The organism is Nocardiopsis sp. iso_238 (assembly GCF_056173325.1).
In genome coordinates, this window is sequence record NZ_CM149668.1 from 2,405,815 (window position 1) to 2,427,731 (window position 21,917).

At 72.3% G+C, this 21,917-nt stretch carries 16 protein-coding genes; 6 read left to right on the forward strand and 10 right to left on the reverse strand.

The window, feature by feature from the left end; all coding sequences use genetic code 11:
- Positions 1-9: 9 nt before the first annotated feature.
- Entirely contained in the window at positions 10-1,140 is a 1,131-nt protein-coding gene (locus AC0VYL_RS10660; protein WP_475483019.1) for a serpin family protein, read from the reverse strand.
- A gap of 237 nt (positions 1,141-1,377) precedes the next feature.
- Between AC0VYL_RS10660 and AC0VYL_RS10665 the strand changes: the two genes are divergently transcribed.
- Positions 1,378-2,124 (forward strand): DUF3159 domain-containing protein, encoded by a 747-nt coding sequence (locus AC0VYL_RS10665; protein ID WP_475462421.1) that lies wholly within the window; start codon positions 1,378-1,380, stop codon positions 2,122-2,124.
- Between the two features lie 25 nt (positions 2,125-2,149).
- Here AC0VYL_RS10665 and AC0VYL_RS10670 read toward each other — a convergent pair whose 3' ends face one another.
- A complete protein-coding gene (locus tag AC0VYL_RS10670; RefSeq protein ID WP_475462423.1) occupies positions 2,150-2,857 on the reverse strand; it encodes a potassium channel family protein in 708 nt (235 codons plus the stop codon).
- Entirely contained in the window at positions 2,850-3,536 is a 687-nt protein-coding gene (locus AC0VYL_RS10675) for a potassium channel family protein (RefSeq protein ID WP_475483020.1), read from the reverse strand. The genes AC0VYL_RS10670 and AC0VYL_RS10675 overlap by 8 nt, the downstream gene beginning before the upstream one ends.
- 228 nt (positions 3,537-3,764) lie before the next feature.
- Between AC0VYL_RS10675 and AC0VYL_RS10680 the strand changes: the two genes are divergently transcribed.
- Entirely contained in the window at positions 3,765-5,060 is a 1,296-nt protein-coding gene (locus AC0VYL_RS10680; protein WP_475483021.1) for a class I SAM-dependent RNA methyltransferase, read from the forward strand.
- 349 nt (positions 5,061-5,409) lie between these two features.
- Here the strand turns inward: AC0VYL_RS10680 and AC0VYL_RS10685 are convergent, their stop codons facing one another.
- From AC0VYL_RS10685 to AC0VYL_RS10715, 7 genes are all read right to left on the reverse strand, one after another.
- Positions 5,410-7,770, reverse strand: coding sequence for a M64 family metallopeptidase (locus tag AC0VYL_RS10685; RefSeq protein WP_475483022.1), 2,361 nt, complete (start codon positions 7,768-7,770; stop codon positions 5,410-5,412).
- 154 nt (positions 7,771-7,924) lie between these two features.
- Positions 7,925-9,088 (reverse strand): hypothetical protein, encoded by a 1,164-nt coding sequence (locus AC0VYL_RS10690; RefSeq protein ID WP_475483023.1) that lies wholly within the window; start codon positions 9,086-9,088, stop codon positions 7,925-7,927.
- A gap of 191 nt (positions 9,089-9,279) precedes the next feature.
- On the reverse strand, positions 9,280-10,212 hold the full coding sequence (locus tag AC0VYL_RS10695; RefSeq protein WP_475483024.1) for a DMT family transporter: 933 nt from the start codon (positions 10,210-10,212) through the stop codon (positions 9,280-9,282).
- Positions 10,213-10,401: 189 nt separating this feature from the next.
- Positions 10,402-11,934, reverse strand: coding sequence for a hypothetical protein (locus tag AC0VYL_RS10700; protein WP_475483025.1), 1,533 nt, complete (start codon positions 11,932-11,934; stop codon positions 10,402-10,404).
- Entirely contained in the window at positions 11,931-12,821 is an 891-nt protein-coding gene (locus tag AC0VYL_RS10705) for an ATP-binding cassette domain-containing protein (RefSeq protein WP_475462440.1), read from the reverse strand. Before AC0VYL_RS10705 ends, AC0VYL_RS10700 begins: the two co-directional genes overlap by 4 nt.
- Complete coding sequence (locus AC0VYL_RS10710; RefSeq protein WP_475483026.1) at positions 12,818-13,618, reverse strand: zf-HC2 domain-containing protein; 801 nt, start codon at positions 13,616-13,618, stop codon at positions 12,818-12,820. The genes AC0VYL_RS10705 and AC0VYL_RS10710 overlap by 4 nt, the downstream gene beginning before the upstream one ends.
- Positions 13,615-14,205, reverse strand: coding sequence for an RNA polymerase sigma factor (locus AC0VYL_RS10715; RefSeq protein WP_475462446.1), 591 nt, complete (start codon positions 14,203-14,205; stop codon positions 13,615-13,617). The genes AC0VYL_RS10710 and AC0VYL_RS10715 overlap by 4 nt, the downstream gene beginning before the upstream one ends.
- A 138-nt stretch (positions 14,206-14,343) precedes the next feature.
- On the opposite strand from AC0VYL_RS10715, the gene AC0VYL_RS10720 reads away from it, so the two are divergent.
- The 4 genes from AC0VYL_RS10720 to AC0VYL_RS10735 all read left to right on the forward strand — a co-directional run bounded on the left by AC0VYL_RS10720 (position 14,344) and on the right by AC0VYL_RS10735 (position 21,865).
- On the forward strand, positions 14,344-15,279 hold the full coding sequence (locus tag AC0VYL_RS10720) for an LLM class F420-dependent oxidoreductase (protein WP_475483027.1): 936 nt from the start codon (positions 14,344-14,346) through the stop codon (positions 15,277-15,279).
- A 339-nt stretch (positions 15,280-15,618) separates the two neighbouring features.
- Complete coding sequence (acnA, locus tag AC0VYL_RS10725; protein WP_475462451.1) at positions 15,619-18,381, forward strand: aconitate hydratase AcnA; 2,763 nt, start codon at positions 15,619-15,621, stop codon at positions 18,379-18,381.
- 165 nt (positions 18,382-18,546) lie between these two features.
- A complete protein-coding gene (locus tag AC0VYL_RS10730; protein WP_475483028.1) occupies positions 18,547-20,577 on the forward strand; it encodes a hypothetical protein in 2,031 nt (676 codons plus the stop codon).
- Entirely contained in the window at positions 20,570-21,865 is a 1,296-nt protein-coding gene (locus AC0VYL_RS10735) for a hypothetical protein (protein WP_475483029.1), read from the forward strand. Before AC0VYL_RS10730 ends, AC0VYL_RS10735 begins: the two co-directional genes overlap by 8 nt.
- Positions 21,866-21,917: the final 52 nt, after the last annotated feature.

The following is a 21,917-nucleotide window of genomic DNA, read 5'->3' on the forward strand; positions in this document are numbered from 1 at the left end:
CGGCGGCGTTCACCCGGCCGGTCCCGGGTCCACGGGGTCGGTGATCCGGCCGGTGAACAGGACCGCGCCCCGACGGCGCAGCACGAAGAGGAAGGGCTGGTCCACGACGAACTCCTTGGGGGGCGGCGGGACCGCGGCCGACATCAGCATGACGGCGGCGGTGGCGGCGGCGCCCTCGGCTCCCTTCTCGTCCACGCGCAGCACCGCCTGGTGCACGATGGCGTCGACCTTCAGGGGCTCTTCGCTGATCCCGCCGAAGTCGGCGCCGTCCGTGGCCAGGGTGCGCACGTGAGCGGGGGTGGCGGCCAGGGGGTCGAGCAGGGCGGTGTCCGTCTGGACCTCGAAACGCGGCAGCGCCAGGCTCACCTGCTCCCGCCGACGCGCCAGGTACAGCCCGCGCAGGGTCCGCGGGGTGAGCGGCGGGATCGGTGCGCGTTCAGCCCCGGGGGAGTCCGGCACGATCACGTCCAGGGCCAGACCGTGCTCGCCCTCCAGGGTGACCATCCGCAGTCCCTCGTGCGCGGCGTGGGCCAGTGACCCGGTGCGCCGCATGGTGGGAACCCGGTGGGTGCGGTCCGGGGCGTGGAAGTCGCGGTCGCGTGTCCGGGAGGGCTCGAAGGGCTCCGCCCACAGCAGCCTCACCCACAGGGCGTTGACCAGGAGCATGCGGACGTCGGGGTGGACGGTGCCGGGGGCGAGCAGTTCGGGCACCAGCCCGCGCGTGACCTCCGAGACCCGGCCGTTGACCCGTCGGCGCACCCCCTCGGCGTCCCCGCGGAAGTCGACCCGGTCCACCTCGGCGTCGGACTGGCCCGCGACCCGCTCCTCGAACTCCGCGCGCAGCGGGAGGTCGGCGGGGACGTACAGGCCGTTGAGCGTGGCCAGGTCCAGCCCCTCGGCGGCCTCGACCGCGGCGTTGAGCGTCTCCAGGTGCCCCCGGGGGTCGCCGCTGTCCGGGGCGACGAGGTCCACCAGTTCCTTGAGGGTGTCGCCGCCCGCGCCGGTGGCCAGCAGACCGAGCACGGCGCCGACCGAGTACGGGGACCACACGTGCGAGCTCCCCTCCTCGACCAGCTCGGGGTCGAGCGCGAGGGCGAAGCGGAGGTGCTCCTCGTCGGGTGCTTCCTGCCGGGTGGTCATCGGGATGACTCCTCACGAGAGCGGGTGGGCCGCCAGCGTACGGAAGGACGCGGCCCCGGGCCAGCCACCGTGGTGAGAAGGGGCACGCCGCATCACCTGACAAAGGAGGGCAAGCCCCTACCGGGGCGGTCACGGGTTGACCGGAACGCCACTCCCCGGCTGTGACGGGTCGCATAGGGTGGTGCATCATGGCTGGCGGCCGTACAGGCCGCACGGCGACACCGGAGCGGGAGCGGGATGACTGAGCAGCAGCGGGCCTCCGACGAGGCGGCCCAGACCGACGAGCCGACGGAGAAGCCCGCCGTCACCGAGGGAACGGTCGAGGCGCTGGTCCGGACCAAGCTCGCCGAGGCCCTGGGCGGCAAGCGGGGCATGGTCGAGACCGCCATCCCCACCCTGACCTTCACGATCTCCTACATCGTGAGTGAGGACCTGCGGCTGTCGATCGTGCTGGGGGTCGGGGCGGCCCTGCTCCTGGGCGTGCTCCGGCTCGTGCGGCGCTCCTCGCTGCAGTACGTGTTCACCAGCCTCTTCGGCATCGGCCTGGCGGCGGTCTTCGCGATGCGCAGCGGCAACGCCGAGGACGCCTTCCTGCCCGGGATCATCTACAACGCGGTCTACGCGGTGGTGCTGAGTCTGTCGGTCCTCGTCCGCTGGCCGGTGATCGGCCTCATGATCGGCCCGTTCATCGGGAACAGGGAGGACTTCACCTCTTGGCGCAGGGACCCGGCCGTGGTCACGCTCGCCTCCCGGCTGACCTGGCTGCTCGTGCTGCCCTGCGTCATCCGGGTGCTGGTCCAGTACCCGCTCTGGCTCGCCGAGACCAACGACTGGGCCAACACCTTCGCCCTGTTGGGGCTGTCCAAGGTCGCCATGGGCTGGCCGCTCCAGGTGGCGGCCTTCGCCGGCATGGTGTGGGTGCTGGCACGCGGGCGCACCCCCCTGGCGCGGGCCGAGGCCGCCGACACCCCCGAGGACCGCTGAGGGACCCACGGGCCGCGACCTGGCCTCAGGCCTGGGGCGCGGCCTCCTCGCCGTCCTCCACCCGGTCCAGCAGCTCCTCCAGGGAGCCCAGCGCCTCCGGCTCGGCCAGGAACACCACGGTGTTGCCCACGGACAGGGTCCGCTCCGGTGAGGGCGGGCGCACCCCGCCCGGACCCACCACCGCGACCAGGGCCACACCCTCGGGCAGCTCGGCCGTGAGGTCGCTCTCGGGCCGGTCCGCGAAGGGGCTCGCCGCGTGCAGCACCGACTCCGCGATCTCGGCGCCGGGCAGCGGGGGCAGGGTGCCCTCCTCCGCGTAGTCCTCCTCGTCGGTCACGCCCTCGACCAGGTCCGCGATCAGGCGCGGCGGGGAGACCGCCAGGTCCACACCCCAGGAGTCGTCGAACAGCCACTCGTTGGCCGGGTCGTTGATCCGGGCGATCACCTGGTCGACGGCGAACTCGGTCTTGGCCAACAGGGAGACGACCAGGTTCACCTTGTCGTCGCTGCTGGCCGCGATGACCACGTCGAAGTCGCCCAGCCGGGCGTCCTCCAGGGTGGCCAGTTCACAGGCGTCGGCCAACAGCCACTCGACCTGGGGGAGGTCGTCCACCCCGATCGCCCGGGTGTCCCGGTCGATCAGCAGGACGTCGTGGCCGTTGCCCGCCAGTTCCGTGGCGATGGAGCGGCCCACGCTCCCGGCTCCCGCGATGGCGATCCGCATCTCACCCACGCCCCGTCTCGTCCTCGTGCCGACCGTCCAGCCGCCGGGTCAGGTCGGCCATGTCCCGGCTGTGCCCCACCACGTGCAGCACGTCGCCGTCCGCGATGGTCTCCTCGGAACGGGCCAGCGCGATGCGCCCCTGACGGACCAGGTAGACCACGCGCAGACGGAAGTCGTCCTCCAGCTCGGTGACGGTCCGCCCCACCCAGTGCTCCGGCGGGGTGAGTTCGTTCATGGTCAGGCTGCCCGAGGCGTCCTGCCACTCGGGCGCGGCGCCGATCCGGTCGTCCCCCGGCACCACGCGGCGCAGGATGGCGTCGGCCGTCCAGCGGACCGTCGCCACGGTCGGGATGCCCAGGCGCTGGTAGACCTCCGCGCGGCGGGGGTCGTAGATCCGGGCCACGACGTTGCGGACCCCGAAGGCCTCGCGGGCCACCCGGGCCGCGATGATGTTGGAGTTGTCGCCGTTGCTGACGGCGGCGAAGGCCGCGGCCCGGTCGACACCGGCGCTGAGCAGGACCTCCCGGTCGTGGCCCGCACCGCGCACCGCGTGTTTGGCCACGGAGGTACGGAGTCGGCGGAACGCCTCGGGGTCCTGGTCGATCACCGCCACCGAATGGCCCAGATCCACCAGGGTGTGCGCCAGCGTGGAACCCACGCGGCCGCACCCCATGATCACGATGTGCACCTCGTCCGCACTCCCGTCGGATAGCCGTCCACCCCCCGGGACACGGACAGACCCACGTGCCCCGGCGGTTCCACCTTGGCACACGACGGCCCCGTCCGCGTGTCCACCCCGCCCCCGCCGTGTCCGTACCAGCGCGGGTGGTGCCCCGGGGCCGGTAGATTGGGGTCGGTTGGTGGCTGTGCGCGCAGGGTCACCCGTAACACGACCCGACCAGCGAAGGACACAGCCATGACCCGTGTGGGCAACGAGATCGAACTGACAGTGGACGACGTCGCCCACGGTGGATGGTGTGTGGGCCGCCTGGACGACCAGGTCGTCTTCGTCCGCCACGCCCTGCCGGGCGAGCGCGTCCGGGTGCGTGTCACCGAGCAGACCACCCGCTTCCTGCGCGGCGAGGCCGTCGAGGTCCTCACCGCCTCCCCGGACCGGGTCGAGGCGCCGTGCAGGTTCTCCGGCCCCGGCATGTGCGGCGGCTGCGACTGGCAGCACGCCACCCTGGAGTCCCAGCGCCGGATGAAGGCCAAGGTCGTCTCCGACCAGCTGAGCCGGATCGCCGGGATCGACCTCGACGTGGAGGTCGAGGAGCTCCCGGGCACCCCGGACGGCCTCGGCTGGCGCACCCGTGTGCGGTTCTCGGTGGACGAGGACGGCCAGGCCGGTCTGCGCCGCCACCGCTCCCACGACATCGAGCCGGTCGACCAGTGCCTGATCGCCCACCCCGGCGTCAGCGAGCTCGGCGTGACCGAGGTCAAGTGGGAGGGCGTCAAGGACGTCGAGGCGGTCGCCTCCGCCACCCGCGCCGACCGCGCCATCGTGGTCACCCCGACCACCGCCAAGCTCGGCGTGCTGCCCGAGCTCCAGGCCTCCAGCGCCGTGCTCCGCCGGTTCAAGGGCGGTCGCGTGCAGTCGGTGCGCGGCCGCAAGGGCGTGCGCGAGGACGTGGCCGGGCGCGAGTACCGGGTGGGCGCGGGCGGCTTCTGGCAGGTCCACCCCGCCGCCGCGGAGACCCTGAGCGCCGCCGTCCTGGGCGGTCTGGAGCCCCGCGAGGGCGAGACCGCCCTGGACCTGTACTGCGGCGCGGGCCTGTTCACCGGTGCCCTCGCCGACGCGGTCGGCGCCGAGGGGCGTGTGATGGGCGTGGAGAACGGCGAGCACGCCGTGCGCGACGCCCAGTACAACCTCAAGGACCTCCCGCAGGTGCGGATCGAGCGCGCCGACGTGGCCAAGCAGATGCGCGAGTGGGCCGACGTGCGCGCCGACGTCGTGGCGCTGGACCCGCCGCGCGCGGGCGCCGGTGTCGAGGTGGTCCGCAAGGTGGCGGGCATGAAGCCGCGCCGGATCGCCTACGTCTCCTGCGACCCGGCGACCCTGGCCCGCGACCTCGCGGAGTTCGACCGCTCCGGCTACCGCCTGGTGGGGCTGCGCGCCTTCGACGCCTTCCCCATGACCCACCACGTGGAGTGCCTGGCCGTGCTGGAGCCCGTCAAGCTGGCCCGCCGCCACCGTGAGGCCGAGCAGGACTAGGCCGTTTTTTTGGATGCTTTCGCTGGTGGCGGCGGAGCCGCCATCGATGCGAGCGGCCGTCGCCCCTACTGTGCACTGCTACGCAAGCTCCGCAGTGTCGCACAGCGGGGGCCCGCCCGGGGTTGGCTGTCCGAGCTTCATCGGCGCAGCGAGAGGCAGCCTGGTGGTCGCGAGCGCGGAATGATCCAAAAAACACGACCTAGGACCCCGGACCGGGGCGCGCCCCGGCTGACGTCGTCCGGCGGGGAGCCGGACCGGAGCCGCACGAAGGGCCCGGGACCACTGAGGTCCCGGGCCCTCGTCGTGCGAAGGCCGCCCGCGCGCCGGACGGGGCGCGCGGGCGGTGGTGTCACAGGTCGGAGCACTGCCCCGCGACGGAGCCCGTGACGTCGTTGGCCGCACCGAAGTCGGTCACGGCCGGGTTGTTGCCGGAACAGGCCACGGAGCCGCGCACGGTGTTCCCGGCCAGGACCGGTCCGTAGCCGCCCGCGTCACCGGACCAGGTGTCGGCGGGCACCTGGGTGTTGTCGTTCAGCGCCAGCGCGCCCGACAGGGTGGAGCCCAGGAGCGTCACCTCGGAGGTGGTCCCGGTGATCGACACCGCACCGCTCACCTGGGTGCCGGAGAGCCGGACGGTGTCGGCGCCGGAGGCGGACAGGCCGCCCCTCAGGGAACCGCCCTCGACCACCAGCGAGGCGCCGTCGGCCACGGTGACCCTGCCGCGCACCTCGGCGCCGTCGAGGCAGACCACGCCCTCGTCGACCCGCAGGCCGCCGTTGACCGCGCCGCTCACGGTCTCGGTGCACTCCAGCTCCGCGCCGGGGACGACCGTCGCGGTGAAGGACTCCGGGGAGCCGATGTTGCCCGCCGAGTCGATCGCCCGGTGCTCCACGGTGTGGGTGCCCCAGCCGGGCTCGTGGGAGTCGACCTCGAACACGGCCATGGAGAGGCCGCCGCTGCCGAGGCTCCCGTAGACCAGGTCGTCGACGTTGGTCCCGTCCGGGGTGAACCGGAACGGTGCCTCGGAGTCCTCCGGCCAGCCGTAGTAGTGGTGCCAGCCGTCACCGTCGACCCGGAACTCACCGACGACGTGGCCCTCGCCGTCGTCCTCGGGGGACAGGCGCATGGAGAACTCGTTGAGGTACAGGTGGTGTTCGCCGCCCGCGACCGTGGCGGCGGCCTCGGAGAGCTCGCGCGGAGCGTTCGGGTCGGTGGCGTCCACGGACCAGGTGAGGGTCTGGGAACCCGGCCCCTCGGGGTCGGTCACCGTCGCCGTCAGCACGTGGTCACCGGTGCCGAGGTCGAACGCGCCCAGGTCAAGGGTGCGCCCGTCGGCGGAGGTGGACACGGCGGACCCGTCGAGCTCCCAGGCGACCTCCATGAGCCGGTCGGTGGGGCGGGTGGTCTCCGCGTAGACGACCTCGGTGGCGCCGACGGCGCGCTCGGTGTCGCGGTACCGGGTGAACCCGGCCTCGGCCGCGACGTCCTCCAGGGGCTCGCCCACGGTCCACGTGCGCGTCTGGGTCAGGGCCGCGGAGTCGCGGATGGCGGGGTCGCGGACGAACTCGGTGGGGTCCTGGACCCGGACGCTGACCTCGGTCCCGGGGGCCAGGTCGAGCCCGGCCAGCTCCAGCCCGCGTGCGCCGGAGGCGTTGGTCAGCTCCTCGCCGTCGACCGTCCAGGTGTAGTCCAGCTCGTGGTGGACGGGGTGCGGACCCTCGACCCACACGGCGTCCTCGGCACCCACCTCACCCTCGGGGGTGGACGAGACCGGCAGGGTCGCGCGGTCCCGCAGCCCCGAGATCCGGTGGGTCATCACCTCTCGCCCGACCTGGTCGAAGTAGTAGCCCAGGGTCTTGAGCATGGAGTGGTTGCTGGGGCGCCAGACGCCCTCGGAGTGGTAGAGGCCGCCCTCGTGCCCGTCGGGGTCGGCCGCGCCGATGGTGCCGCCGGACTCGCTCTCCTCACCGAGCCAGCGCCACCACTTGGCCTCCTCCTCGAGCATCTGCTCGGAGGTCATCAGGGAGTGGTGGGCGGAGGTGGGTTCGCCGCCGGTGTAGCGGCCCAGGCTGGTGTCCCGGAAGTAGTACGGGTACTCGTCCTGGAGCGCCCCCAGCGAGTGCGCCAGCTCGTGCGGGCTGATCAGCGCGGAGAGGGCGTTGCCGGACGAGGCGGTGGCCAGGCGTCCGCCCGCGCCTCCGTACGTTCCGCTGTTGGCCAGGGCCAGGATCTGCCGGTTGTTCGCGGACACCCCGGGGACCATGTCGGCGGCGGCGTTGGCCGCCGACGAGTCGACGGTGAGCAGACGCTCCAGGGCCGACTCGTCGCAGCCGTTGAAGAAGCCCATGCCCAGAGCGGTGTCGCGCTGCTCCCACCCGTGGGCGGGGTCGCAGTCCACACCGGACTCCGCCGAGGGGGTCTCCACGAGGTAGACGTTGAAGTAGTTCCGGTACGAGCGGAACGGCTCGATGCTCCACTGCACGTTGAGGTGCTGGTCCACCTGTTCGCGGAAGAGGGGCATCTCCTCCTCGGTGTAGCCGTCGCCGAGCAGGACCAGGTTGAAGCGTTCCGAGGGGTCTCCGGTGACCTGGAGGGGTACCACGGAGGCTCCGTCCAGGGGAGCGGCCTCGGCGGGGGTGGCGGTGCCGTCGAGCACGGCGGCCGTGGCCAGCAGGGACAGGGCGGCCAGGGCCGCCGCGGATCTGCGCAAGGGGATTCCTTAGTCAGGGGATGAGGGGGATGTTTGCCGGGAAGCGTACTGACGTTCGCACGCCGTCTACCAGGGAAAGGACCATAAGCACTTCGATAACCCCCCGCACGCCGACGGGCCCGCACCCCCTGGGTGCGGGCCCGTCACGGGTCGGTCAGACCTCGGTGTCGTCCGAGGTGTGCCTGCGGCGGCCGAAGTAGACGGCGGCCCCGCCGCCACCCAGAGCGAGGGCTCCGGCGGCGACGAGACCCGCCAGGGCGCCGCCGGTCACCGGCAGACGCTGGCCGGAGCGGCCGGATCCGGCGTCGGACGTCCCCCCGGTCCCGGGCGCGGGGGTCTCGGTCTCCCCGGGGCTGACCTCGGGCTCTGCCTTCGGGGTCTCCTCCTCGGCAGTCTCGGGGTCCACCGGTTCCTCCGGGTCCACGGGCTCTTCGGGGTCGACGGGGACCTCGGGGTCCACCGGCTCCTCAGGCTCGACGGGCTCCTCGGGGTCGACCGGGACCTCAGGCTCGATCGGCTCTTCGGGCTCCACGGGCTCTTCGGGGTCCACGGGGACCTCGGGGTCGACCGGTTCCTCCGGGTCCACAGGCTCCTCTGGATCGACCGGGACCTCCTCCTCGCCCTCACCGAGGCAGTCCACGGCGACCGAGCCCAGGGTGAGGTCGAACAGGGTCGCGCCGTCCGCCACGGCCGTGACGGAGGTGTACACCCGGCCGCGCCCGGCGGTGGGGTCGGTCGGCTCCACGCTGCGGATGGTGACGTCGGCGGGGCCGTGGCCCGGCACGTCGACCGTGGCCGTCACCTCGGGGGCGTCAGCGGTGATCGGGTTGCCGAAGACCGTGACCACGCGGTCGTTCTGGCCGGAGCCGCCGTTGATCCGGTTCTCCCAGACGAGGTTGCCGGAGAAGTCGCACTTGATGGAGTTCTGGAGCGTGGCGAACTCGACCGCGGGGCCGTCGAAGCCCGGCAGGTTCAGGGTGAAGCCGCCGTTGATGGCGGACTTGGCCTCGCCCCGGCCGTTGCCCGAGGCGGTGCTGTTCACGCGGGACTCGGTCGGCCCCCCGATGGTGAAGTGGTCCCGGACGCCGCCGGGGTCGGAGCCGAGGTCGGCGGAGGGGTACTGGCCCCCGATGTCCTCGTTGACGCTGATGGAACCCCAGTCGCCCCGGACGGACGAGCCGGGCACGGTGAGCCCGACCAGTTCGCTGCTGGCGCTCACGGGGAAGCCGTCGGCGTGCGCGGGTGAGGCCAGGCCGAGGGCCAGGGCCGCGGCGGCGGTGACCCCGAGGGCCCGGCCGAAGGTGGTGGTGTGTGTCAAGGCTGAGCCCTCTGTGGCGGCTGGGACGGATGCCCGGTCCGGACATTGTTGACAGAGGGAATCTAACCGCCCCCGAAGAGTGAAAGTTAACAAACCTTCCTATTTGTGGCGCGAACTATACCCGCAGGTCACCGCCGTCACAGGGGGCGGACAGGGGTGGCGCCCCAGCCTCGGGGCCCCACCCCTGGGGCCTAGCGACGACGGGGCGCGGGCACCTTCAGGACGGCCAGGCCCAGGGCGAGGACGACCAGGCCGGACCACGAGACCACGGGCAGGCGTTCACCCACCAGGGCCACGCCCAGCATCGCGGCCACGGCGGGTTCGGCCAGGCTCAGCGTGGTCGCGGTGGAGGCCGACGTGTGCCGCAGGCCGTGGCCGAACAGCCAGTAGGCGAGGAACACCGTGAACAGGGCCAGGTGCAGGGCGACCAGCGCGCCGCTCACCGTGGCCAGCCACGCGGTTCCGGTGGCCAGCACCACGGGCAGCACGAGGACGCCGCCCCCGGCGAACATCGTCCCCATGACCGCGCCGGAGGTGTGCCCCCGCCGGATCATCTTCTCGGCGATGATCGCGTACAGCGCGTACGAGAACCCCGCGACCAGGGCGAGGAACACGCCCAGGGCGTTGGTGGAGCTGGCGGCGCCGGTGAGTTCGGGGCCCAGGACGAGCACCGCGCAGCCGATCACCGCCGCCACGGTGGCCGCCACCCAGCGGGCGGTGGGCCTCGTCCGGTCCACGCACCAGGCCAGCAGACCGGAGAAGACCGGGGCGCTGCCCAGAGTGATCACGGTGCCCACCGCCACCCCGGCGTTGGCGACGGCGGGGTAGAAGGACAGCGGGTACCCGGCGACGGCGACCGCTCCCAACAGGAGCGTCCACCGGGTCCGGGCGTCGGAACCGGTGACCAGGGCGGTGGAGCCCCGGCCGACGAGGAAGAGCAGGAGCCCGCCGAGGACCAGCCCGGCGGAGCCGATCGCGGCCGGGTGCGCCCCGTCGGGCGCGAAGGAGCTGGCGGTTCCGGTGGTGCCCCACAGGACGGCGGCGCCGAGGATGGGCAGCGCGCCACCGGTGAGTCGGTGCGGGGTCGATCGCGGCGTGGCGATGGAGGAGGTGTGGTCTGGCACGTTCGTACTTTCCGTCTTGGACGCCTGGGAAGGGTGCGTTGACGGGCGCACGACGGACGGGGCCGCTCACCGGGTCGGTGGGGCCTCGGGGTCCGGGAAGGTCAGCGGGTGCGCCCGGTCAGGCGCACAGCGGCGGAAGGACCTTGTGCCAGTAGTAGTTCACGCCCCCACGGTAGCGTGCGCCGGAAGTCAGGGGCAGACGGGGTCGGCCGGTTCGGGGTGTTCGCTCCACCGGTTCGTCGCCCAGGCCGGGTCGGGGACGGTGTCGTCGGTCACCGGGAGCTCCAGCAGCTCCGCCAGCTCCTCTGTGGTGGTGCCGGGGGACAGCAGGGACTCCCAGTGCTCCTCCACCACCTGGGAGACGGTCTGCGGCGGCAGTCCGAGCATCGCGTGCGTCAGGCTCACGTCGAGCGCTGAGGGGCCGTAGTAGGAGAGGAACTCCTCCGCCGCCTCGGTGCCCTCGGTCCGGGTGGAGTGCTCGTCCGCCGACACCAGCCACGCGCCCAGCACGATCCTGGCCTGTCCCGCGCCCGAGCACGAGTAGTCGAGGTGCCTGGGGAGGCCGAGCACGTTCATGGTGGCCTCGATGGTCAGGCCGTCGCGGTAGTAGCTGATCTCGGGGTCCCACTCGTCGTACACCATGACCGTGCCCGGCGGCGGGAACGGCCGGGTGGAGTGCCCGAACACCAGCCCGCCGGTCTGGAACTCGCGGACGTCCCGGCGCAGGAGCGAGGTGCCCTGCCACACCATCGGCAGGCGGTCCCGTGCGCGCTCCGGGATCCGTTCCACCGTGGGGGAGAGCGCGGCGTGCCAGTAGTCCACCCACGACTCGTAGCCGGGGAGCGGACAGTAGGTCACGCCCTCCCGGACCCGGCAGGGGTCGGCCTCGGCGCCGTACAGGTCCCGGTCGGTGAAGGGCGTGTAGTAGGAGTAGGTCTTCTGCGCGTACACGTTGACGAACGCCACCCCGGCCAACAGGAGCGCCACCGCACCCAGGGAGACCGGGCGCAGGAGCCGCCTCCCGCTCCGGCGCGCGAGCGCGACCGCCAGGATCAGGGCCGCCAGGAGCGAGACGTGCAGCAGGGACACCACGCCGAGCTGGGTCACCGCGGGCTCGTTGACGGGCAGGGGGTCCAGCACCCAGCGGGCCACACCGTTCAGCCGCCGCAGGATCTCGTCCGCCCGGGCCCCCATGGAGGTGACCGTGTACAGCAGGTACGCCGGGACGAGCAGCAGCAACACCACGAGCGGGGTGTAGGAACGGGTCCACACGGCGCAGGCCACGGCTCCGAGCGGCCCGCACCAGCCCAGCACGAACAGGGCCAGCACCGCGGGAGGGCTGGCCGTCCCCGCGATCGGATACGGGCCGATCACCAGGAAGGAGACGATCAGGACGCCCACGCACACCGATGTGACCAGCACGGACGCCAGGGCCAGGGAGACCAGGCGGGCACGGGCCGACAACGGCAGCGCGAACCCCTCCGAATGGCGCGCCTCGCGGAGGGCGGGGAAGGTCGTGACCGCGAACATCACCGCTGCGAGCCCGAGGGTCTGGAGCTTCACCTGGTCGATCAGGTCCGACCAGTCGGGCAACACGGGTTGGTACGACGAGTACGCCAGCCCGACCAGGGTCGCGGGCACCAGGGCCAGGAACACCGGGCTCACCAGCAGGTGGCGCAGGTTGAACCGGGTCAGGGCCCAGAAGGTCGGGACGCCGATCACCGTGTACTGCCCCGCGCTCCGGTGAGCAGCAGGTAGGCGTCCTCCAGCGACGGCTCCACCGGCACGCCCGCCGCCGGGTCCGGGTCGCCGACGCCCTCGGGGACGAGCACCCGGTACCGGCCGTCGGCCAGCCGCCACGAGGTCACTCCCTCCTCGGGGCGCGAACCCTGCTCCCACACCCGCCCGCGCGCCCGGGTCACCAGCTCGCCGGGGGTGCCGTCGAAGATCACGCGGCCCTCGTCCAGGCACAGTACACGGCGGCACAGCGCGGACACGTCCTCGATCTGGTGTGTGGACAGCACGACCGTGCTGCGCACCGCCAGTTCGGAGACGAGGTCGCGGAAGCGGATGCGCTGCTCGGGGTCGAGCCCGATGGTGGGTTCGTCGAGCAGCAGGAGCTCGGGGTCACCGAGCAGAGCCGCCGCCAGTCCCAGGCGCTGCCGCATCCCGCCGGACAGACGGCGCACCCGGCTGTGCCTGCGGTCGTACAGGTCCACCCGGCGCATGGCGCGGCGCACCTCGTCGTGCCGTGCGCGGCGTCCGCCCAGCTCCTTGAGGACCGCCACGTAGTCCAGCAGTCCGAAGACGGTGAAGTGCGGGTAGAACGAGGGGAACTGCGGCAGGTAGCCCATCCGGCGCCGGATCTCGGTGCGGTCGGCGGCGCGGTCGGGGTCGCGGCCCAGCACCCGCATGCGGCCGCCGGTGGCCTCCAGGTCGGTGGCCAGGCAGCGCATCAGCGTGGTCTTGCCCGCGCCGTTGCGCCCCAGCAGCCCGGTCACCCCCGGTCCCAGTTCGAGGTCGATCCCGTCCAGGGCCCGGCGGGTGCCGTAGCTGCGGACCAGCCCGCTCACGCTGACCCGGTTCGTGGTCTCGGTACTCGTGGTCACGCCGTCCTGACCCTCCACAGCACGACGCCGACGAGCAGGGCGAGGGCCGTCGCCCAGCTGGCCTGCGCGGTGGGCGTGAACAGCAGCAGCGGGTCCAGTCCCTCGGCCGTGCCGAGCATGACCAGGGTGAGCAGCCACGCGACGCCGACGATCCCTCCGGCCAGGCTCAGCGCCACCCACCGGCTGAGCGCCAGGCACCCGGCCACCATGGCCAGCGCGGGCAGCAGCCAGAAGACCGCCTCCGCCAGGGTGGAGACCGAGGGCATCAGGAACGCCGCCGTGGTGCACAGGACCAGGGCGGGTACCAGGACCGCCGCCGTGCGCAGGAACAGGAGCCGGTACCCGGCCAGGGGGGTGACGGACGTGAGGCTGTGCGCCGGGTCCACCCCCCGGCCGTAGGCGAGGGCCACCCCGATCAGGGGCACGATCGGAGCGGTGAAGGAGAAGAGCAGGGAGCCGCGCGGCACCTCGTGCGCGACGACCAGGGCCATGGCCAGGACGAGTACGGTCGCGCCCAGCCAGGCGCGGTAGAGCTGCGGGGTGGCGGCCAGGAGTTTGGCGGTGTTCTCGCGCAGGCCGACCGCGGCCAGCAGGCGCTCGACCAGGCCGCGTCGGGGCTGGTCCACGATGTCGCGCAGATCGGCCCAGCTGCGGTTCAGCCAGTCCTGGTCGGAGGGCAGCAGGGCGCGGCAGTGGGCGCAGTGGGTCAGGTGGGCCTCGGCGGACATGGCGGTGACGTCGTCGGCCGTGTGGGCCGCGTACTGGTGGAGTTGGTCGTGGGTCAGGTGCCAGCTCATGTGGTCAGTGCCTCCCGTAGCCGCGCCTTGGCGCGCATGACCCGTGTCTTCACGGTTCCCTCGGGTATCTGGAGGATCTCCGCCGCCTCCCGCACGGTCAGGCCGTCGAGCACGGTGGCCTTGATCGCCGAGCGCAGTTCGGGGGAGAGCTCGTGCAGGGCGGCGCCCAGGGGGCCGTGCTCGATGTTGAGCAGCACGGTGTCCTCGGCGGACGCGTCGCCGATCGTCTCGTACGGTTCGGGATCGTTCTCGGCGATCCACCGGTTGGCGCGTTTGCGCAGCTGGGAGATGAGCTGACGGATCGCGATGGTCCACAGCCAGGCTCCGGCGTCGGTGTCACCCGGGCGGGGGGTGAAGGAACCGGCGTTGCGCCACACCGCCAGGAAGGTCTCCTGGAGCGCGGCGTCGAGTTGGTCGTTGTCGGAGCAGCGGTAGCGCAGCCGGGCCCGCAGCCAGGGGGCGTGCCTCCGGTGCAGGATCTCCAGGGCGTCGGTCTCCCCTGCTGCGACGGCGGACAGCAGCACGGGGTCGCCGCTGTCGGGTCCGTAGGCGGGTGCGCGTCGTCGTGCGCGGCGGAGAAGCTTCACGTGGAGGGCTATCGCGGGTCGGGGACGGAACGGTTCTGACGGGGGGCGGCCGAGTTCGGTCGGCCCTGACCTCGGCTTTTCCACAGTACCCGCGCGCCGGTTTCCGAACGGTCGGTGTGGTGGGAGAAAATGGGGCGTATGCGCCTGAGGATCTTCCTTGAACCCCAGCAGGGGGCCACCTACGAGGACCAACTCGCCGTCGCCCGAGCCGTCGAGGATCTCGGATTTGACGCTCTGTTCCGGTCTGATCACTATCTGTCCATGGGCGACCATGTCAGCGGGCTCCCCGGCCCGACCGACGCGTGGATCACCCTGGCCGGTCTGGCCAGGGAGACCTCCCGGATCCGCCTGGGCACGCTGATGACCGCGGCGACCTTCCGCCACCCCGGTCCGTTGGCCATCTCCGTCGCGCAGGTCGACCGGATGAGCGGCGGCCGGGTCGAGTTCGGCTTCGGGGCGGGCTGGTTCGAGGAGGAGCACGCGGTCTACGGGATCCCCTTCCCCGACTCCGCGCGGGAGCGGTTCGACCGCTACGAGGAGCAGCTCGACATCATCACGGGGTTGTGGTCCACCCCGGTGGGGGACACCTTCCGGTACGAGGGTCGGCACTTCCGCTTGGCGGAGGGCCCGGCCCTGCCCAAGTCGCAGCAGGGCCCGCACCCGCCGGTGCTGATCGGCGGGACCGGTCCGAAGCGCACGCCGAGGCTGGCGGCCAAGTTCGCGGACGAGTACAACGTTCCGTTCTGCTCGCTGGAGGACACCGAGGCGGCCTTCGGGCGCACCGCCGACGCCGTGAAGGCGTCGGGGCGCACCGCTCCGATCGTGTACTCGGCGGCCCAGGTGCTGTGCGCGGGGCGTGACGAGGCCGAGGTGTCCAGGCGGGCCGCCCGGATCGGTCGCGACGTGTCGGAACTGCGCCAGAACGGTCTGGCCGGGACCCCGGACGAGATCGTGGAGCGGATCGGCCGGTTCGCGGCCGCCGGGGCGGAGAGAATGTACTTGCAGCTCCTGGACCTGTCTGACCTGGACCACCTGGAGCTGGTCGCCTCGGCGGTGGCGCCGCAGTTGGACTGAGGGGGGTCGTGCGCGGGGGTGCCCGAGGGGGACGGCGCCCCACCCGATAACTTGATATCGAGATACAAGTTGGATACCTTGACATCAAGATAACAGCGGGGATCCCCCCACCCGCTCCCGGCTCGGGCCTGTGAGGTCGACCGCTTTTCGGCAGCGCGTCCCGGGCCCGTGAGGTGGTGCGGCCAGTCGGCCGCGACCGGTGACGATGTGGCGTCGTCGCAGGTCAAAGCGGCCCTGATGGATCACGGAGGCGATGGGGGTGCTCATCCGCGACCCCCGTGCCCCGGTGATCCGGTTAGGGCGGCCTCAGTAGGTCCCGCATCCGCTCCATGGGGCAGGATGCTGGGGACAAAGTGGCGAGATCAGGAGGCAGACACCGTGTCCGCGAACAGCTTCGGCGCCCGTGACACGTTGCGCGTTGGCGACGAGTCGTATGAGATCTTCCGGTTGGACGCCGTCAAGGGCTACAACCGACTTCCCTACAGCCTGAAGGTGCTGCTGGAGAACCTCCTCCGCACCGAGGACGGCGCGAACGTCACCGCCGAGCACATCACGGCTCTCGGCAACTGGGACGCCAAGGCCCAGCCCAGCCAGGAGATCCAGTTCACCCCGGCCCGGGTGATCATGCAGGACTTCACCGGCGTCCCGTGCGTCGTCGACCTCGCCACCATGCGCGAGGCCGTCCGCGACATGGGCGGTGACCCGGACAAGATCAACCCGCTCGCCCCCGCCGAGCTCGTGATCGACCACTCCGTCGTCGTCGACCTCTTCGGTCGCCCCGACGCGTTCGAGCGCAACGTCGAGATCGAGTACGAGCGCAACTACGAGCGCTACAAGTTCCTGCGCTGGGGCCAGACCGCCTTCGACGAGTTCAAGGTCGTCCCGCCCGGCACCGGCATCGTGCACCAGGCCAACATCGAGCACCTCGCGCGCGTCACCATGGACCGCAAGGGCCAGGCCTACCCCGACACCTGCGTCGGCACCGACTCGCACACCACCATGCAGAACGGCCTGGGCATCCTGGGCTGGGGCGTCGGTGGCATCGAGGCCGAGGCCGCCATGCTCGGCCAGCCGATCTCCATGCTCATCCCGCGCGTGGTCGGCTTCAAGCTCACCGGTGAGCTCAAGCCCGGCACCACGGCCACGGACCTCGTGCTCACCATCACCGAGAAGCTGCGCGACCACGGCGTCGTCGGCAAGTTCGTCGAGTTCTACGGTGAGGGCGTCGGCGCGGTCCCGCTGGCCAACCGCGCCACCATCGGCAACATGAGCCCGGAGTTCGGTTCCACCGCCGCGATCTTCCCGGTCGACGACGAGACCATCCGGTACATGCGCCTGACCGGCCGCTCCGAGCAGCAGGTCGCCCTGACCGAGGCCTACGCCAAGGCCAACGGCTTCTGGCACGACCCGGCCAACGAGCCCGAGTTCTCCGAGTACCTGGAGCTCGACCTCGCCGAGGTCGTCCCCTCCATCGCCGGTCCCAAGCGTCCCCAGGACCGCATCGCGCTGTCCGAGGCCAAGCCGACCTGGCGCCGCGACGTCCGCAACTACGTCTCCGACGACGCCGACGAGGCGGGCGAGGAGTCCTTCCCGGCCTCCGACGCCCCGGCCCAGGCCCCGAACGGCGAGCGTCCGCACAAGGCCGTCAAGGTCACCATGGCCGACGGCACGGAGACCGAGGTCGACCACGGCGCCGTCGTGATCGCCGCGATCACCTCGTGCACCAACACCTCGAACCCCTCGGTCATGCTGGGCGCCGCCCTGCTGGCCAAGAAGGCGGTCGAGAAGGGTCTGTCCCGCAAGCCGTGGGTCAAGACCTCCATGGCCCCGGGCTCCAAGGTCGTCACCGACTACTACGAGCGCTCCGGCCTGACCCCGTACCTGGACAAGCTGGGCTTCAACCTGGTCGGCTACGGCTGCACCACCTGCATCGGCAACTCGGGCCCGCTGCCCGAGGAGATCTCGCAGGCGGTCCAGGACAACGACCTCGCCGTCTCGGCGGTCCTGTCCGGCAACCGTAACTTCGAGGGCCGGATCAACCCGGACGTGAAGATGAACTACCTGGCCTCGCCGCCGCTGGTGGTCGCCTACGCGCTGGTCGGGTCGATGGACGTCGACATCACCACCGAGCCCCTGGGTATCGGCAAGGACGGTCAGCCCGTCTACCTGGCCGACGTGTGGCCCACCGCCGAGGAGATCCAGGAGGTCATGGACTCCGCGATCGCGTCGGACATGTACGCCAGCGCGTACTCGGACGTGTTCGCCGGTGACGACCGCTGGCGCGAGCTGCCCACGCCCACCGGCAACACCTTCGAGTGGGAGGGCGAGTCGACCTACGTCCGCAAGCCCCCGTACTTCGAGGGCATGGGCCAGACCCCGGCTCCGGTCACCGACATCTCCGGTGCCCGCGTCCTGGCCAAGCTGGGCGACTCGGTCACCACCGACCACATCTCCCCGGCCGGCGCCATCAAGCCGGGCACCCCGGCGGCCGAGTACCTCAAGGCCCACGGTGTGGAGCGTCGCGACTTCAACTCCTACGGTTCCCGTCGCGGCAACCACGAGGTGATGATCCGCGGCACGTTCGCCAACATCCGCCTGCGCAACCAGATCGCGCCGGGCACCGAGGGCGGCTACACCCGCGACTTCACCCAGGCCGACGCGCCGGTGTCGTTCATCTACGACGCCGCGCAGAACTACGCCGAGCAGGGCACCCCGCTGGTGGTCCTGGGCGGCAAGGAGTACGGCTCCGGTTCCTCGCGTGACTGGGCGGCCAAGGGCACCAGCCTGCTGGGCGTGCGCGCGGTCATCACCGAGTCCTACGAGCGCATCCACCGCTCCAACCTGATCGGTATGGGCGTCCTGCCGCTCCAGTTCCCGGAGGGCCACTCCGCGGACTCCCTCGGGCTGACCGGCGAGGAGACCTTCTCCGTCACCGGCGTGACCGAGCTGAACGAGGGCCGTATCCCCAGCACGGTGAAGGTCACCACCGACACCGGCGTCGAGTTCGACGCCGTGGTGCGGATCGACACCCCGGGCGAGGCGGACTACTACCGCAACGGCGGCATCCTCCAGTTCGTGCTGCGTCAGCTGATCGCCAAGTAGCGAGAGGCGTTCCGAGACCGCCGCCCGCGCCCAACAGGCGCGAACGGTGCTTCGAGGGCCGTCACCGTCCGACCGACGGTGGCGGCCCTTCTCGTGTTCCGGGCCTTCCGCGTTCAGACCCTTCCGAGTTCCGGGCTGGCCGAAAGCTCCCGATATGCTCTGTGCATGCCCTCGCCCCCCGGACCAGGTCCCCTCCCTCGGCGCGCGGACCTGCTCCGACGCGCCCTGGCGCTCTGCGCCGCGTCACTGTTCGCGGTGCTCGCCACCGCGCCCGCCGCCCGGGCCGAACCCCCGCCCGAGGCGGTCGAGGCCCACGAGGACACCAGGACCCCCGCCGAGTACTACGCGGACGAGCTCGCGGAGCGCCCCGAGGGCGCCGCCGTGATCGTGGACGACGCCATGGCGGGCCTCGTGGACACGGCCGAGCTGGAGGGGGAGCTGCACGCCCTCTTCTCCACCCTCGACGTCCCCTACTACGTGATCGCCAGCCCCTTCCCCGGCACCGGGTCGGACTGGGGCACCGGTACGGTCCTGCCCGTGGTGGTGGACCGGCTCGACCGCGACGGCGTCTACGTGCACCTGCGGCCCGACACCCTCATGCAGGAGGTGCTGGTCCGCGGCTACGACCTCCCTGCCGAGGAGAGCGCGCGCTCGCTGAGCGGCGACCCCAGGCTGGAGTACGACTCCGCCCCCGACGAGGTCGCCGCCGTCCTCGTGGAACACCTCCGGGGCGAGGCCCCCGCGCCCGCACACGGCCACGAGGGGAGGAGCGACCCCGGCGCGCTGACGGTCTTCTGGCAGGAGTTCCTCGACGACGTCGACCCCACCCGTTCGGTCGGCGCCGAGAACCTCGGCACCCTCTCCGGGCTCTCCGCCGGATTCCTGCTCGGCACGGGCGTGATCTGGGTGTGGTGGCGCTCCGTGCGCGGCCGTCGGCGGCGCCACGAGGTGACCGTCGTGGCCGTGCTCACCCTGGCCCTGGCCGGTGCCGCCGTCGCCGGTCCCCACGCCTACATGATGAGCGTGCCCGAAGGGGGAGTGGAGACCGCCTGGCAGACCCCGGACGTCCAGTCCGTCCCGCCCTACGTCGCCAACACCGAGCGGGTCGAACGCCTGGTCTCCGAGACCGGATCCGCGCCGCTGTACGTGGCGCCGCTGGTCACGATGGACCGCACCGGCCTGGCCGCCACCGCCGAGCGGTTGGAGGACACGCTGGAGGACACCGGTATCCCGGTCCGCGCCCTGGTGATGTCGATGAGCCCGACCGACGAGTCGGAGGGCGACCCCGAGGTGCTGGCGTACTCCCTGGCCGCGCTCACCGAGGAACCCTCCGTGTACCTGGTCGCCACCGCGGACTTCGAGGGGCGGGTCCAGATCGCCGCCGGGACCGCGGGCCTGGGTGTCGACTCCTACGAACTGAGCACGGCGGTCCGGGACGTGACGGGCGACACTCCGGCCGAGGCCGTCGAGGCCGCGCTGCCCGCCCTCACCGCGCTGTCCACCGACCCCGGCCAGCCCGACACCGAACCCCTCTTCGCGTACTCCTACGACGAGGACCCCGGGCCCAGGTCCGAGCGCTTCCTCGGTGACGGCTTCCTGCCCTGCCTCCTCGTGGTCGGACCCCTGCTCTCCGGGATCGCCTTCGGCCTGCTGCTCCTCCTGGTGGCCACCGTGCGCGCCGTGCGCGGGGGCACGGTCGGCGGTCGGACGCGGATGAGGGCACGCACACTGCGCCGACTCGCGTTGTCGGAGACCCGGGCCATGGTCCGGGAGCTGGAGGAGGCCGGGAACGGCGAGGTCCCCGCGTCGGCCATGCGCGACGCCGACGCCGCACTGGTCGTGCTCCGGCGCCCCACGGACTCCCTCGACCTCCTCGGGGCCACGGTCCTGGCCCGGCGCGCCCGCGCGGGCATCTCCGGCGACCCCGGGGCCGGACGGCGGCCGGTCTGCTCGGCCAACCCCCTGCACGGCCGGGCGGACCGGGTCGGCAGGGTCGCGGTCGTCCAGGGGCGCCGCCCGCTGTGCGACGCCTGCCTGGAACTCCAGAACGACGCCCGTACCGCACGCGTGCTGGAGCTGCGGATCGGCGGGGCCTGGGTCCCGCACCTGAGCCTGGACCGCGTCTGGGTGCACACCAACTACGGATCGACGCAGCGCGGCCTCGTCGACGGGATTCTGGAGGAGAGCGATGCGTAGGTTCGAGGTGCCCACCGTCCTGGGCGCGGTCCTGGCCCTCACCCTCATGGGGGCGGCGCCCGTCGCCGCCGCGCCGGACGACACCGTGCGGGAGAACGCCTCCGAGGCGATCACCTCCGCCCTGGCCGAGTCGCCGGTCCACGTCGACCCCGCCTACTCCGGTGCCCTGCCCGAGGAGGTCCGCCAGGAGACCGTCGAACTCATCGAGGACTCCGACCTGCCCCTGTACGTGATCGCGGTGCCGATGGTCGCAGGGGACACCTGGGACGGCGACCCCGAGAACCTGGCCGTCCTGGTCCACGACCGCATGGGCGGGGGCCGGGCCCACATCCTGGTGTTCGCCAACGACCGCATGCACGGGTGGGACTACGGGGGCGGATCGGACCTGCGCGCCCACTACGGGGCCCTCACCTCCGCCTATGCCACGGAGTTCGACGGCAACCTCGCCGAGCTGGTCGAGGTCTCGGTGGAGTCGGCCCTGTCCGAGGACCCCGAGGCCGCCTACACCGCCGCCAGCGAGGCCTACGACGAGCAGCGGGACGACGCCGCCGGGCCGCTGTCCGGGTTCTGGCGGGGCGACGGCACGGGGGCGCCCGGCTGGCTGTGGCCGTCCGTCGCCGCCCTGGCGCTCGTCCTGGCCGTCGGCGCGGTCTGGCGGTCCCGCCGGGCCAGGGTGCCCTCGCTGCCGGCCCTGGCCGTCACCCAGCACGCCGGGTTCGACAACGCCGACCGCGCCGCTCTGGACCGGCTGGTCGAGCGGGGCGCCACCGACCTCGTCGAACTGGGGGAGCGGCTGGGCCAGCTGCGTTCGCGCTCCCAGAGCGAGGAGGCCACCCGGCTTCTCCAGCACGCTCTGGACGCCCGTTCCGCCGCCGCCAAGGTCCACGACCGCATGCTCGCCACCGAACCCGCGCTGCCCGACGCGGTCGGGGTCCTCGTCCTGCTCGACATGGCGGAGGACGCCATCCTGCGCAGCCGGTCCCGGTCCCGCAAGCCCCGGGTGCACTGCTACGCCAACCCGCTGCACGGCACCGCCACCAAGCAGACGGACTGGCGCGAGTTCGGCGGCACCCGGACCGTCCGCGTCCCGCTGTGCGCGGAGTGCGCCAAGGCGGTCCGGGAGCGGCGCCGTCCCCGGGTGCTCCCCGACCACCACCGGGGGAGTGAGGTGCCCTACTACGAGGTGCCGGCCGACGAGAGCGTCTGGTCGGCCACCGGCTACGGGGCCCTGCGCGACGACCTGGTCGATCGGGTCCTGCGCGGCGACCACACCGGGGCCCGGAGGTAACGGCCGGGCATCGGATGGGAGGAGACCGGAACCGGGACCGTGTACGGGCGGT

Bases quoted from the DNA above. Each gene is read 5' to 3' on its own strand.
- AC0VYL_RS10660 (WP_475483019.1), bottom strand. From the start codon at position 1,140: ATGACCACCCGGCAGGAAGCACCCGACGAGGAGCACCTCCGCTTCGCC.
- AC0VYL_RS10665 (WP_475462421.1), top strand. From the start codon at position 1,378: ATGACTGAGCAGCAGCGGGCCTCCGACGAGGCGGCCCAGACCGACGAG.
- AC0VYL_RS10680 (WP_475483021.1), top strand. From the start codon at position 3,765: ATGACCCGTGTGGGCAACGAGATCGAACTGACAGTGGACGACGTCGCC.
- AC0VYL_RS10710 (WP_475483026.1), bottom strand. From the start codon at position 13,618: ATGAGCTGGCACCTGACCCACGACCAACTCCACCAGTACGCGGCCCAC.
- AC0VYL_RS10720 (WP_475483027.1), top strand. From the start codon at position 14,344: ATGCGCCTGAGGATCTTCCTTGAACCCCAGCAGGGGGCCACCTACGAG.
- acnA (WP_475462451.1), top strand. From the start codon at position 15,619: ATGCTGGGGACAAAGTGGCGAGATCAGGAGGCAGACACCGTGTCCGCG.
- AC0VYL_RS10730 (WP_475483028.1), top strand. From the start codon at position 18,547: ATGCCCTCGCCCCCCGGACCAGGTCCCCTCCCTCGGCGCGCGGACCTG.
- AC0VYL_RS10735 (WP_475483029.1), top strand. From the start codon at position 20,570: ATGCGTAGGTTCGAGGTGCCCACCGTCCTGGGCGCGGTCCTGGCCCTC.